Source organism: Actinoplanes sp. NPDC048988, from assembly GCF_043197815.1.
Classification (GTDB): domain Bacteria; phylum Actinomycetota; class Actinomycetes; order Mycobacteriales; family Micromonosporaceae; genus Actinoplanes.
This window is the reverse complement of record NZ_JBICTW010000025.1, coordinates 20,360-33,336: the sequence shown is the minus strand read 5'-3', so window position 1 is coordinate 33,336 and position 12,977 is coordinate 20,360. Positions and strand designations below refer to the sequence as shown.

Below are 12,977 nucleotides of genomic sequence, written 5' to 3'. Positions count from 1 at the left end.
TGCCCTGTCGCGTGCTTCTCGGTGGAAGAATTTGACTGTCGCGCACTCTGCACGGCCCACTGAAGGTGTTTGTGACGAGAAGAAACGCGGAATTTCTGTTAGCGTCAAACGCGTGACCGCTTCACAAACCGAGGTGGACCTCGTCACGTTGGGACAGAGGCTCCGCCACCTGCGCAAGAGCAAGAACCTGACCCTGGAGCAGCTCAGTGAGGCGGTCGGCCGGGCCCCCTCTCAGCTCTCGCTGATCGAGAACGGCAAGCGGGAGCCCAAGCTGTCGGTGTTACAGGCCCTCGCGAGCGCGCTCGGGGTCGGCATGCAGGAGCTGTTGCGGGCCGAGGCACCCAGCCGGCGCGCGGGCCTGGAGATCGAGCTCGCCCACTTCCAGCGGTCACCGGCGTACGAAAGCTCGGGTCTGCCCCTGGTCCGCGGCGGCCGCCGGCTGCCCGCGGACGCCCTGGAATCGCTGGTGGGCCTGCATCGGGAGTTGAACCGGCTGCTCACCGAGCAGAGCGCCACGCCCGAGGTGGCCCGGCGGGCCAACGCGCAGCTGCGGGTCGACATGCGCGAGCGGGACAACTACTTCGCCGAGATCGAGGAGGCGGCGGCCCGGGTGCTGCGGCCGATCAAGCACACGACCGGCCCGCTGTCCCAGCGCGGCATCCTCGACATCGCGGCGCAACTGGGCTTCTCCTTGCACTACGTGAACGACCTGCCCGGCTCGACACGGTCGGTGACCGATCTCAACAACCGGCGGATCTACCTGCCGCAGGTGGCCAGCGGCAAGGGCCACGACCCGCGCGCGGTGGTGCTGCAGACCCTCGGGCATTTCGTGCTCGGCCATCCCGAGCCGGCCGACTACGGCGATTTCCTGCGGCAGCGGGTCGAGGCCAACTATTTCGCGGCGGCGCTGCTGATGCCGGAGAAGTTCGCGGTGGCCTTCCTGCGGGAGGCCAAGGCCGACCGGGCGCTGGCCATCGACGACTTCCGGGACGCCTTCGGGGTGTCGTACGAGACGGCGGCGCACCGCTTCACCAACCTGGCGACCCATCATTTCGGCATCCCCGTGCACTTCACCCGGGTCCACGAGAACGGGATCGTCTACAAGGCGTACGAGAACGACGGGGTCCGCTTCCCGCGCGACGTGACCGGGGCGATCGAGGGCCAGCCGATCTGCCGCAAGTGGGCGTCGCGCACCATCTTCCAGGCCGACGACCCGTACTCGTCGTTCTACCAGTTCACCGACACCTCGGCCGGCACGTACTGGTGCACGGTGCACATCGAGTCGACCCGGTCCGGCGAGTTCTCGGTGACGGTCGGTACGCCGTACGAGCACGCCCGCTGGTTCCGCGGCGGCGACACCACCCGGCGTACCGTCTCCCGCTGCCCCGACCCCGACTGCTGCCGGCGCCCGCCGGCCGATCTGGTGGACCGCTGGGCCGGCAACGCCTGGCCCAGCGCCCGCGTGCACTCACATCTGCTGGCCGCCCTGCCGCCGGGCACGTTCCCCGGCGTCGACGCGCAGGACGTCTACGAGTTCCTGGACCGGCGCGCCTGACCTGACCGGCGCGCCGGCTATCCGGCGCCGACCAGGTGCGAGTCGGGCCGGTCGGCGCCGGTCGGGACCAGCCGGGTCAGCAGCGACCGGGCGGCCTCGACGACCAGGGCGCGGTCGTGGGTCAGCGCGAAGTCGAAGCGGCGGTCGCCCTCCGCCCCGGTGTCGCCCAGGTCCTTGGCCACCAGCGCGGCCGCCCGGTGCGGCCCGACCACGATCACGTTCCACTCGCCGCGCACGGCGTCGCCGTCGTCCAGGCAGGCGCCCCGGACCCCGGGCACCGGCTCGGCGGCCAGGCCCATGCCCAGCGCCGCGACCAGCGGGCTCATCGCGGCGTACCGCTCGAACCGGCGGGCCGTGGCCCGGGTGAAGTGCCGGGCCTCCTGGAAGCAGGCCAGCAGCACGGGCGCCTCCTCGCCCACCTCGACCAGGGCCTCCAGGTGCCGGCTGGTCGGCATGAGGTGGTCCTTGGTGGTGCGCATGATCGGCCGGCGGGCGGCGACGATCTCGAACGGGCTGCGGCGGTCGGGGACCGGCGGCGGCGGGATGAACGGCATCCGCGCGTTGGCGAGCCGGGACGGGGCGAGCGGGCCCGGACGGCCGAACAGCCAGCCCTGCCCGATCGTGGCGCCCATGGTGCGGGCGACGGCCAGGTGCTCCGGCGTCTCGATACCCTCGGCCAGCACCACGGCGCCGCTGGCCTCGGCGTACGCGGCCACGGCGGCGACCACCTTGGCCGTGTGCGGGTCGCCCGGCTCGCGCAGCAGCTGCATGTCGAGCTTGACCACGTCGGGGTGCACGAACGGCATGAAGGCCAGCGACAGCGGGTCGGCCCCGACGTCGTCCAGGGCCACTCCCCAGCCGGCGTCGCGGCAGGCCGCCGCGGCCGAGAGCAGGCCGGACGGGTCCCGGGCGATGGCCCGCTCGGTCATCTCGGTGACCACCCGCAGCCGGCCGCGGGCCAGCTTCACCACCGGCGCCAGGTCGGGCGGGCACACCGTGCGGGCCGCCGTGGGCTCCATGTTCACGAACCAGGTGAGGCTGTTGTCGGGCTCGGCCGCGAGGATGGCCCGGTACGCCTGGGCCCGGCAGATCCAGTCGAGCTCGCCTTCCCGGCCGACCTCCCGCGCGGCCGCGAAGAGGGCGATCGGCGACTCCCAGGGGGTGCCGGCCGGGCCGCGGCTGAGGGCCTCGTAGCCGATCGGCCGCCCGGTGGCGATCTCGATCAGGGGCTGGAACAGGGTCGTCACGGCTCGCGCGTCGAGGACGTCATGGATGTTGCGCACGGATTCTTCAATCGGCCGCTTCGTTCACCAGCTTAATTAAAGGACCAGAAATCGATGGGTCTCTTTACTGTTAACAGTCTTTAACTTAAGTTTGGCGGCATCCCCCTCCATGAAGAGGAGAACTTCATGAAGCGCAGGCTCACCCTCCCCGCATTGACCGTCGGAGTCCTCGTGGCCTCCCTGTTCGTCGCGGTCTCCCCCGCCGCGGCGCACGGCTACATCTCGTCACCGCCCAGCCGCCAGGCCAACTGCGCCAGCGGCGCCGTGGCCAACTGCGGCGACATCGTCTACGAGCCGCAGAGCGTCGAGGCCCCCAAGGGCTCGACGCAGTGCAACGGCGGCGGCAGCCGCTTCGCCGTGCTCAACGACAACAGCCGCAACTGGCCGGCCGCCTCGGTCGGGCAGAACGTCACCTTCAACTGGGTGCTGACGGCCCGCCACTCCACCAGCACGTGGGAGTACTTCATCGGCAACACCCTGCTGGCCTCCTTCAACGACGGCGGCGCGCAGCCCGGCGCCACCAAGTCGCACACGGTCGGCATGAAGGGCTTCACCGGCCGGCAGACCGTGCTGGCCCGGTGGAACGTGGCCGACACGGCCATGGCCTTCTACGCCTGCGTCGACCTGAACATCGGTGGTGGCGGCACCACCCCGCCGACCACTCCCCCGACGACCCCTCCCCCCACCACCACACCTCCCACCACTCCGCCGACAACCACGCCGCCGGCGACCGGCACGTGGCGCGCCGGCACCGCGTACTCCCCCGGCAACGTCGTCACCTACAACGGCGTCTCGTACACCTGCCGCCAGGCGCACACCGCGCTGGCCGGCTGGGAGCCGCCGAACGTGCCGGCCCTGTGGGCGCGAAACTAGCCACGGCCGCGCTGGCCGCGATCCTGCTGGTCTCCGGCTGCGGTGCGCAGCCGGAGGCCGGCCCTCCAGCGCCCGCCTTCACCAGCACCGACGTCATGTACTTGCAGATGGGCATGTCCCAGATCGCCGAGGGCTCCTCGGTCACCGCCCTGATCACGGAGCGCGCCACCGACCCTCGGCTGAAGACCCTGGCCTCCGAGTTGCAGTCGCAGTGGCGGGAGGAACTGGCCCAGATGCAACGCTGGCTGCTCGGCTGGAGCCAGCCCCTGACCGCCTCGTCCACCTCGCACGAGGGGCACGGCGCCCTGCACATGTTGCGGCCGTCCGACATAGCCGAGCTTCGCTCGACCCCCGATTTCGACCGTACGGCGGTGAGCCTGCTCCTGGGTCACCTGGGCAACGTGGTCGAGACCGCCCGGATGGAGACCACCTCCGGCGCCTACCCGCCCGCGCGCGCCCTGGCCGAGACGGCGACCGCCCGCCGCCAGGCCCAGATCCAGACTCTGCTCACCCTGGCCGCCGCCCCGTGACCTAGTCTCGGCCCCATGCCTGACCTGATCGTCCCGACCCCTCGCCTGCACACGTCCTGGCTCGAGTCCCGCGACGAGTTCGGCCGCGGCACCCACCAGGACGGCGCGGGCCTGCGCCCCACCGACGAAGTGGACACGGCCACCGGGTTCGCGACGTGGATCGAGCGCCTGCTGGCCGAGGAGGACACGGCCGTCCCGGCCGCCCAAGGGTGGGTCCACTGCACGTACCGCTGGATCGTCGAGGACGACCGCTACCTGGGCGCCATCGCCCTGCGGCACACCCTCAACGACATCCTGCTGAACTACGGCGGCCACATCGGATACAGCGTCCGCCCCGCGGCCCGCCGCCGCGGCTTGGCCACCTGGGCCGTGGCCAAGATGCTCGACGAGGCCCGCAAGCTGGGCCTGGACCGCGTCCTGATCACGTGCGACCCGGACAACGTCGCCTCGGCCCGCACCATCGAGTCGAACGGCGGCCTCCTGGAGGACATCCGCACCACCGACGGCAAAACCGTGAAGCGCTACTGGATCACCCTGTAGCCCGCATGCCCCGCTACCGCTGGCGCACCCGGCTCCGCACCCACCTGCCCTCCGCCCTGCTGCCCCTGTGCCCCAAGGGCCGAAAGGACTGCGGCGCCCACGAGTGGTACCGATCCACCCCGAATTTCGACCTCTGCTACCACTGCACCGCCGGCCGCCCGGCGTCGCCATGAATACTGTGTGGCGCTCACCGTTCTGGAACACCGTGACCGCAGTCGTCTTCCTCGTCATGGCGTTCACGACGACCGCCTCGGCGCTCTCCGGCTGGGGGACTCCGTACAACGCGATCGACCTGGCCATCTTCGCGCCGATGGCCGCGCCGTTCTGGTTCGCCTTCCTCCGGTGCTTCGCGCTGGGCGTCCGGGCCGACGCCGACGGCGTCCGCGCCCGCCTGCTGTGGCGCACCGTGACGATTCGTTGGGCGGAGATCGACGCCATCGAAGCCGCCGTCGCGCCGACCATCACGTGGACCCGGTCCGGCCGGACGCGGACAACCGATCTCCGCGTGCTGGGCTCGTACGGTGTGCTGGATCGGAAGAGGTCGCTGGGCGAACGCGCCGCCGAAGACCTCACCGCCCGGCTGTCGCAATGGCGCGCCCGCAACGCGGGGACCTGAGATCAGCCGATGGCCTGGGCGATGGCGAGGGTGTGCTGGTATTCGCGCCAGTGGGCCAGTTGGCCGTCGCGGGTTCGCAGGACGGCGATGAACGGGGCGGCGGCGCTCGCGCCGGTAGTGGTGTGGGTGCCGGCCAGTTCGTACTCGACGATGATCACGTCGGGGTCGGCGGTCTGGTGCACGGTGATGTGGCGGCAGTCGTCGAAGCGTACGGGGAAATGGGCCTGGCCCTGCTCGGTGAAATCGAGAACCCGGCGCTTGCCCTCGATCCGGGTGGGGCGGCCGGGCGCGGCGAACGGGGTCTCGACGACCACGTCGTCGGCCAGCACCGCCGGGTCGAAGGTGGGCTGGTTGGCGAGCCACCGGGCGCGCATGCTGTCGAAGATCTCAGTGGGGGTCACGGGAGCAGAATAGTGAGTGGAGACACATTCCACTTCCCCACCAAACAGGACCTGCTCGTGGCCATCATGAAGCGGTTGCGGGAGCGGCTGGCCGAGGAGGCCGGGCGGCGCGATCTGGCCGGCTTCTTCGCGTACGCGGTGGCCCAGGCCGCGGCGCGGCGGATCGTGGTCGACATCCGGCTCGAGGACGCGTTCGGCCCGCTGGAGGAAACCGTGGCCGGCCTGCTGCGACGGGCCCACGACGCCGGCGACGTCGCCCCGGCGGTCGAGCTGCCCGAGGTGATGGCGTTGCTGGTCAGCCTCTGCCAGGGTGCGCTGCGGGGCCGGTGGGACGAGGAGCTCCAGGCCCGTACGCTCGCGGTCGTCCTCGGCGGCCTGGCCTCGCCTCGAGGGTGACCATGGCGAAAGGCCGGTGGGCGTGCGATGGTCGATCGTGTGGTGGACGATCCGTACCTCTGGCTTGAAGACTTAGACGGGTCCGACGTCGCGCGATGGGTCGCCGAACGCAACGCCGAGACGCTCGGGGCGCTCGGCGGGGACCGGCGGCTGCGAGACGAGATCCGGGAAGTGCTCGACAGCAAGGAGCGCGTTCCGATCCCGAGCTGGCGCGGGGACGGTCTTTACTACAACTTCTGGACCGACGCCGACCATCCGCGCGGATTGTGGCGGCGGACCACCGCCGAGCAGTTCCGGCTCGAGGAACCCGAATGGGAGGTGCTGCTCGACCTCGACGCGCTCAATCGGGCCGAGGGCGAGAATTGGACGTGGGGCGGCGTGACGGTGCTGCGTCCCTCGTACGACCGGGGCCTGATCTGCCTTTCCCGTGGCGGCGCCGACGCCGTCGTGGTGCGTGAGTTCGATCTGGCGCGCCGCGTTTTCCTCGAGGACGGTTTCACCCTGCCGGAGGCGAAGAGCCGGGTCAGCTGGATCGACGCCGACCACCTGTACGTCGCCACCGATTTCGGGCCGGGCTCGCTCACGTCGTCCGGTTATCCGCGCGTCGTCAAACGGTGGCGGCGCGGCACTCCGCCGGCCGCGGCCGAGCTCATTTTCGAAGGGCACGCGGACGACGTCTCGGTCAGCGCCTGGCACGACACGACGCCGGGGTACGAACGCGATTTCATCAGCCGGCATCTCGATTTCTACCGCAGCGAGGAGTACCTGCGCCTGCCCTCCGGTGAGCTGGTGCGGATCGACATTCCGGCCGACGCCGACTACGGCCTGCATCGCGACTGGATGCTGATCCAGCTCCGCACGCCGTGGCTGGGCCACCCGGCGGGCGCTTTGCTGGCGATTGATTTCGTACGCTTTCTCGCCGGCGACCGGAATCCGGCGCTCCTGTTCCGGCCCGACGGCCGTACGTCGCTCAGTTCCTTCACGTGGACCCGCCACCACCTCATCCTCGAAACCATGACCGACGTCCGCAGCCACGTCGAGATTCTGACCCCGGACGAGCCGGAATGGCGCCGCCGCCCGCTGCCGGACACCGGCGAATTCGACAACACCGGAATAGCCGACTCCGATCCGGACCGTGACGACTCGTACCTCGTCTCGTCCGAGGGTTTCCTCAAACCGGCCACTCTGAGCCTGGCCACGGTCGGCGGTCCCACCACCGTTCTCAAACGGGAGCCGGCTTTCTTCGACACCGACGGCATGACGGTGCGCCAGTTCTTCGCCACCTCGGCCGACGGCACCCGCGTCCCCTATTTCGTCATCGGCGGCGACGCGGAGGGGCCGACACTGCTTGAGGGGTACGGCGGATTCGAGATCCCGCGGACCCCCGGCTACAGCGGCGTCTTCGGCCGGGCCTGGCTGGCTCGCGGCGGCACCCACGTCGTCGCGAACATCCGCGGCGGCGGCGAATACGGCCCCGCCTGGCATCGGGCCGCGCTGCGGGAGAACCGGCCCCGCGCGTTCGAGGACTTCGCGGCCGTCGCCACCGACCTGGTCGCCCGCGGTCTGACCACCCCGGACCGGCTCGGCGCCCTCGGCGGCAGCAACGGCGGCCTGCTGATGGGGGCCATGCTGACCCGCTACCCGGAGCTGTTCGGCGCGATCGTCGCCATGGTCCCGATCCTCGACATGCGCCGATATACCCATCTGCTCGCCGGCAAGTCGTGGATCGCCGAATACGGGGACCCCGACGACCCGGCCGACTGGGAGTTCCTGAGCGCCTATTCCCCGTACGAGAACGTCCGCCCCGGCCGTACCTACCCGCCGATCCTGCTGCTCACCTCGACCCGCGACGACCGCGTGCACCCGGCGCACGCCCGGAAGATGGCCGCCCGGCTGCGCGAACACGGCCACCGCGTCCACTACTACGAGAATGTCGAGGGCGGGCACGGCGCGGCCGCCGACAACGAGCAGCAGGCGGCGCTGTGGGCCCTGACTTTCGGCTTCCTCCGGCGGACCCTCCACTAAAGTCGCAGCATGCCGAGAAGCCGTGGCCGCTCGATCCGCGTCCAGCACGCCGTGCGCGACCTGACGATGCCCGACCATCTGATGCGCGACGCTCTCGCCTTCGGTGACGGCGAGACCATCCTCGAGGTCGAGGAGTGGGCCAGCGCCTGGCTCGGCGAGGGGTGGCGGACGACCGGGGAGCATCGGCTCTGCCTCGACGTGGTGGCGCGGGCCACGGCCAAGCCGTCGGCGCACGCCCTGGCCGCGGTGGCGGCCCTGCGGCGGGTCGCCCCGCCCGGCGAGGAGAAGCTGCTCGACGAGACCATCGAGCGGCTGTTCGAGAGCCAGCCGCTGCCGACGTGGTTCGGCACGCCGGCCTTCACCGCGACGCGGGGGTGGCGGTCGGCCGACCCGTACGAGAGCGAACACGTGCTGTTCCTCGAGTTCGACACGGACCCGCACGTCCTGATGGCGGAGGTCTACTTCACCGGCATCGTGTGGGCGGAACGGCTGACGATTCTCGAGCCGAACGCGGTGGCGGCCTGGAAGCAGCCGCTCACCGAACATCCCCCGGCGGAGATCCTGGCCGAACTGGCCGACGCCATGCGCGGCACCGACGACGCGCCGTTCCGGCCGGACACGGAGGATTTCGCCGAGTTGCGGGCGCTGTTCTGGTCCCGCTGCCGCGCCTACCTGCCGGCGCCACGCGAGCGGACGCGGCTAGACGAGACGGAGCGGGCCCGGATCCTGGACGACTTCGAGACGCTGGATCCGGTCGTCCGGTCCCTGGGCGAGCTGTTCCTCGACTTCGGCGACACCTACTTCACCAGCGGCCCGCTGAGCTGGAGCCCGGCCTGGGTCCAGTTCTTCCTGCACGACTGGCTGCCCAAGGACACCACCCTCGACCCCGCTCAGCGGTCCGCGCTACCCGGAGCACTGCGCCGCTGGGTACGGTTCGTACTGGAACGCCGCGGCGTCACCGAGGAGTGGATCACGTCCGCGGTCGACCTGGTCACCGAGCCCTAGTCACCGCCCCGGCCGGACCTCCCGAATCACCGGGCCATCATCCCGGCCGGACCTCGCGGATTACCGGGCCATCGCCCCGGCCGGACCTCGCGAATTACCGGGCCATCGCCCCGGCCGGACCTCGCGAATCACCGCGCCACCGCTCTCAGCCGGACCTCGCGAATCACTGGACCATCGCCCCGGCCGGACCTTGCGGATGACCGGGCCATCACCCCGGCCGGACCTCGCGGGTTACCGGGCCATCGCCTCGGTCAGTGCCTTGCGGCGCCGGCGGCGGGCCAGGAACGCTGTGGTGGTCGCGGCCACCACGGCCAGGCCGAAGATCCAGCCGCCGACCACGTCGCTGACCCAGTGCACGCCCAGGCCGACCCGGAAGACGCCGGTCACCAGCGGGATGCCGATCCCGGCGGCCAGCAGCGCCAGGCGGCGCCGGGGCCGGTCGCGGGTCATCGGCAGCAGCACCAGCAGGAACACGGCCGCGCCGAGCGCGTTGTTGAGCGCGTGCCCCGAGGGGAACGAGTAGCCGGCGGCCATGGCCACCGGGTCGAGGAACGACGGCCGGTGCCGCTCGAAGAGCAGTTTCAGCAGTACGCCGAGGATCCCGCCGGCCACCATCGTGACACCCACCCACCAGGCGAGCGGCCGGGACCCCCGCCGCACGAGCCAGACGATGAGGGCGAGCGCGCCGAGGCGCCACACCCACGGGTCGAACGCCAGGCACCACGCGGCCATGAAGTCGACCAGAGCCGGATGCCCGAGCGCGACGTCGTGCATGGCCACCGACGCGTCCTCGTCGAGGGCGTGCAGCCAGTCCACGTCGCCGACCACCATGGCCGCGATCACCGCGAACGGCACCAGCAGCACCACGGCCCCGCCCGCCGCGACCGCCAGCCGCACTTCCAGCGCATGTTCCTGATCTCGGCGCATGCGCCAAGCTATACCCCGAACGGACACCTTCCGTTCACCTTCGGCCCAGGCTTTCTCATCTTCCACCGGGCCACCGGCGACCGCTCATCCTCACCCAAGCCCCGGCGACGATCGTCCGCAGCCCGAACCTCAGCGATCGCCCGTCCTCGCCCGGCCCGCAGCCCGAACCTCAGCGACCGCCCGTCCTCGCCCGGGCCTCAGCGCTCGTTCAGCCTCCGCCCGAGCCTCAGCGCTCGTTCAGCCTCCGCCCGAGCCTCAGCGCTCGTTCAGCCTCCGCCCGGGCCTCGGCGACGATCGCCCGCAGCCCGAGCCTCGGCGACCACCCTTCCTCGTCCGGCCTCAGCGCTCAATCAGCCTCCGCCCGGGCCATGGCGACGCGAATCCCCGCCCGAACCTCGACCGCCACTCACCCTTCGCCCGAGCCACGGCCACGACGCAGCCCGAGCCGTGGCAACGGCTCAGCCCAGGCCACGGCGACGGCTCAAGCGCGGGCCATGGCGACGGCTCAAGCCCAGGCCGTGGCAACGGCTCAGCCCAGGCCACGGCGACGGCTCAAGCCCAGGCCGTGGCGACGGCTCAGCCCGGGCCAGGGCGACGGCTCGTTCTCAGGCCAGGGATCTGACGACGGACAGGATCTCGGACGGCTCGGGGTAGAAAGCGCCGTCCGGCCGCACCTCGGCGTAGCGCACGATGCCGGCCCGGTCGGCGACGACGACGGCCGGGAACGGCAGGATCGAGCGCTTGGCGCCCAGGATCCGGTCGGCCCCGGGCTCGCGGAAGCCCAGGTTGAAGGCGTCGATCAGGAGGTTCCGGGGGTCGGCGGCCACGAAGTAGCTCAGGTCGTGGCGGCGCTTGATCTCGGCCAGCCGGTCCGGGATCTGCGGGCTCACCGCGACCAGGTGGGCGTCGGTCTCGGCCAGGGCCGGCATGAGGCGATGTTCATAATCGGCCAGGGCCGCGTTCGACGCCTTGTCCGCCGCGTACCGGAAGAAGACCAGCACGATGGGACCGGTGGCGCGTAGCCGGTCGAGATGGATGGGACCCAGATCGGCCTCGAGCAGCGGCACCGACGGCAGGCGCGCGCCGGGCTTGACCAGGCGATCCCAGATGTCGTCGCGGTCGAGCTCTCGGTGAGCGGCGAGACGTCGCGAAACCGGCCCTGTCGCCTTGTGGGCGGCCGTAGTCATCGCGTTTACCCCCGGTTCATTTACTATCAATTAGATAGGAAAACTAGTCTACCGGCAGGCCACGGGAGCGACAAATGAAAATGCCTATGTGACCGAAATCGCCTCGGGTGTCCCGGACCCCACGACCATATCGGACGGTTCACTACCATCCGCCGGCACCGGCGCGGAAGTGGGCCGCAACACTTTCCAGGCCGGTACGGCGGCCACCGCCACGAACACCGCGGCAACCAGAGACATCAATACAAAGCCATTTGTGTACGCATCCTGAGCGACCTTCTGGCTTGCCGTGCCGACCGCCTCCGCGAGCGTTCCTTCACCGGCCGCGCCGTGCCGGTAAACGGCGACCCCGATCGATCCGAGAACGGCGATGCCCAGGGCCCCGCCCAGCTCCGATCCGGTTTCGGTGACCGCCGCCGCCATTCCGGCCCGGTGCGCCGGGACCGACGACACCACCAGGTCCGTGCTGAGGATGTAGACCGGCGCCAGGCCGAGCGAGAAGACCACCGTTCCGGCCACGACGAACCCGAGCCCGGTAAACGCCAAGGCGGCGAATCCCACACTCATCACCGCCAATCCCACGGCGATCACCCGGCCGGCCGGGAACCACCGGGCCAGCATCGGTCCCAGCAGCGACGACACCAGGAACGTGAGTACCGACGGCAGCGTCCACAGCCCGGCCGCCATCGGGCTCAGGCCGAGCACGAGTTGCAGATATTGCGCGATGGCGAGCTGGGTTCCGTAGAGGACGAAGTACGACAGCGCGTTGCCGGTCAGGGCCACGCGCACCCGCGACGAGCGGAACATCGCCAGATCGAGCAATGGCGCGGCGGCGCGCTTCTGACGCCGTACGAAAAGAAGCCCCGCAAACGCCGCCAGCACGATTGCCGCGACCGGCGCGAGCCGCCATCCTTCGGCGGCGAGCTCCTTCACCCCGTACACGAAAAGAAGGACCCCGAGCAGCGACAGAACCGCGCCCGGAAAATCGAAGCCGCGGGCCGACGGATCGCGCGACTCCGGCAGCAGCACCGGGCCCAGAACGAGCAGCAGCACGGTCACCGGCACCGCGATCACGAAGACCGACCCCCACCAGAAATGGCTGAGCAGAAAGCCACCGGCAAGCGGCGACATGACACCGCCGAGCGAGAAGCTGGCACTCCACACGCCGAGCGCGATTCCCCGCTGCCGCGGGTCGTGGAACATCGCCCGGATCAACGCGAGGGTCGACGGCATCAGCGACGCCCCGGCCAGCCCCATGAGCACCCGGGCGGCGATGAGAAGCTCCGGCGTGGACGCGAACGCCGCGCCCAGCGAGGCCACCCCGAACGCCCCACCGCCGATCAGAAGCAGTCGCCGCCGCCCCAGACGATCGCCGAGCACTCCCATCGCGATCAGCGCCCCCGCCACCACGAACACGTAACTGTCCATGATCCAGAGCAGTTCGACCCCGCTCGGCCTCAGATCGGCCGCCAGCTGCGGCGCCGCCAGATTGAGCACCTCCGCGTCGAGCGACACGAGCAGACACGGCAGCGCCAGCACAGCCAGCCCCGCCCATTGACGTGCGGTCGCCATGACGTCTCCTAACGCGATAGACCCGCTCATCACGTTACGCGTTTACGCAACGCAATCAAGCCCCTCAACG

General features: G+C 70.7%; 14 protein-coding genes. 9 read left to right on the top strand and 5 right to left on the bottom strand.

Features of this window, described 5'->3' with window-relative positions; all coding sequences use genetic code 11:
- Window positions 1–112 precede the first annotated feature (112 nt).
- Window positions 113–1,555, top strand: coding sequence for a helix-turn-helix domain-containing protein (locus ACGFJ7_RS43490; RefSeq protein WP_360254094.1), 1,443 nt, complete (start codon window positions 113–115; stop codon window positions 1,553–1,555).
- Window positions 1,556–1,572: 17 nt separating this feature from the next.
- Here ACGFJ7_RS43490 and ACGFJ7_RS43485 read toward each other — a convergent pair whose 3' ends face one another.
- The gene (locus ACGFJ7_RS43485) at window positions 1,573–2,838 is read right to left on the bottom strand and encodes an EAL domain-containing protein (protein ID WP_360254092.1); all 1,266 of its coding nucleotides are present in this window, start codon (window positions 2,836–2,838) and stop codon (window positions 1,573–1,575) included.
- Window positions 2,839–2,964: 126 nt separating this feature from the next.
- Between ACGFJ7_RS43485 and ACGFJ7_RS43480 the strand changes: the two genes are divergently transcribed.
- Genes ACGFJ7_RS43480 through ACGFJ7_RS43460 form a run of 5 tightly spaced genes read left to right on the top strand, consistent with a single transcriptional unit; the run spans window position 2,965 to window position 5,397 of the window.
- A complete protein-coding gene (locus tag ACGFJ7_RS43480; protein ID WP_360254089.1) occupies window positions 2,965–3,711 on the top strand; it encodes a lytic polysaccharide monooxygenase in 747 nt (248 codons plus the stop codon).
- On the top strand, window positions 3,696–4,241 hold the full coding sequence (locus tag ACGFJ7_RS43475) for a DUF305 domain-containing protein (protein WP_360254087.1): 546 nt from the start codon (window positions 3,696–3,698) through the stop codon (window positions 4,239–4,241). Before ACGFJ7_RS43480 ends, ACGFJ7_RS43475 begins: the two co-directional genes overlap by 16 nt.
- Window positions 4,242–4,256: 15 nt before the next feature.
- Entirely contained in the window at window positions 4,257–4,781 is a 525-nt protein-coding gene (locus ACGFJ7_RS43470) for a GNAT family N-acetyltransferase (RefSeq protein WP_360254085.1), read from the top strand.
- Between the two features lie 5 nt (window positions 4,782–4,786).
- Window positions 4,787–4,954 (top strand): hypothetical protein, encoded by a 168-nt coding sequence (locus ACGFJ7_RS43465; protein ID WP_360254083.1) that lies wholly within the window; start codon window positions 4,787–4,789, stop codon window positions 4,952–4,954.
- Window positions 4,951–5,397, top strand: coding sequence for a hypothetical protein (locus tag ACGFJ7_RS43460; RefSeq protein ID WP_360254081.1), 447 nt, complete (start codon window positions 4,951–4,953; stop codon window positions 5,395–5,397). Before ACGFJ7_RS43465 ends, ACGFJ7_RS43460 begins: the two co-directional genes overlap by 4 nt.
- A 2-nt stretch (window positions 5,398–5,399) precedes the next feature.
- On the opposite strand, the gene ACGFJ7_RS43455 is transcribed toward ACGFJ7_RS43460, so the two are convergent.
- Window positions 5,400–5,798 (bottom strand): nuclear transport factor 2 family protein, encoded by a 399-nt coding sequence (locus ACGFJ7_RS43455; RefSeq protein WP_360254079.1) that lies wholly within the window; start codon window positions 5,796–5,798, stop codon window positions 5,400–5,402.
- Between the two features lie 12 nt (window positions 5,799–5,810).
- Here ACGFJ7_RS43455 and ACGFJ7_RS43450 point away from each other — a divergent pair, with 12 nt between their 5' ends.
- The 3 genes from ACGFJ7_RS43450 to ACGFJ7_RS43440 are packed head-to-tail and all read left to right on the top strand — an operon-like array spanning window position 5,811 to window position 9,224.
- Window positions 5,811–6,194: a hypothetical protein gene (locus ACGFJ7_RS43450; RefSeq protein WP_360254077.1), complete on the top strand. Its 384-nt coding sequence runs from the start codon at window positions 5,811–5,813 to the stop codon at window positions 6,192–6,194.
- 27 nt (window positions 6,195–6,221) lie between these two features.
- On the top strand, window positions 6,222–8,219 hold the full coding sequence (locus tag ACGFJ7_RS43445) for a prolyl oligopeptidase family protein (RefSeq protein ID WP_392648056.1): 1,998 nt from the start codon (window positions 6,222–6,224) through the stop codon (window positions 8,217–8,219).
- A 9-nt stretch (window positions 8,220–8,228) separates the two neighbouring features.
- On the top strand, window positions 8,229–9,224 hold the full coding sequence (locus tag ACGFJ7_RS43440; RefSeq protein WP_392648055.1) for a hypothetical protein: 996 nt from the start codon (window positions 8,229–8,231) through the stop codon (window positions 9,222–9,224).
- A 231-nt stretch (window positions 9,225–9,455) separates the two neighbouring features.
- On the opposite strand, the gene ACGFJ7_RS43435 is transcribed toward ACGFJ7_RS43440, so the two are convergent.
- The 3 genes from ACGFJ7_RS43435 to ACGFJ7_RS43425 all read right to left on the bottom strand — a co-directional run bounded on the left by ACGFJ7_RS43435 (window position 9,456) and on the right by ACGFJ7_RS43425 (window position 12,907).
- Window positions 9,456–10,151, bottom strand: a complete 696-nt coding sequence (locus tag ACGFJ7_RS43435) for a phosphatase PAP2 family protein (protein WP_392648053.1) — start codon at window positions 10,149–10,151, stop codon at window positions 9,456–9,458.
- A gap of 605 nt (window positions 10,152–10,756) precedes the next feature.
- A complete protein-coding gene (locus ACGFJ7_RS43430) occupies window positions 10,757–11,338 on the bottom strand; it encodes a redoxin domain-containing protein (RefSeq protein ID WP_392648051.1) in 582 nt (193 codons plus the stop codon).
- Between the two features lie 84 nt (window positions 11,339–11,422).
- The gene (locus ACGFJ7_RS43425) at window positions 11,423–12,907 is read right to left on the bottom strand and encodes an MFS transporter (protein ID WP_360254067.1); all 1,485 of its coding nucleotides are present in this window, start codon (window positions 12,905–12,907) and stop codon (window positions 11,423–11,425) included.
- Between the last annotated feature and the right edge of the window lie 70 nt (window positions 12,908–12,977).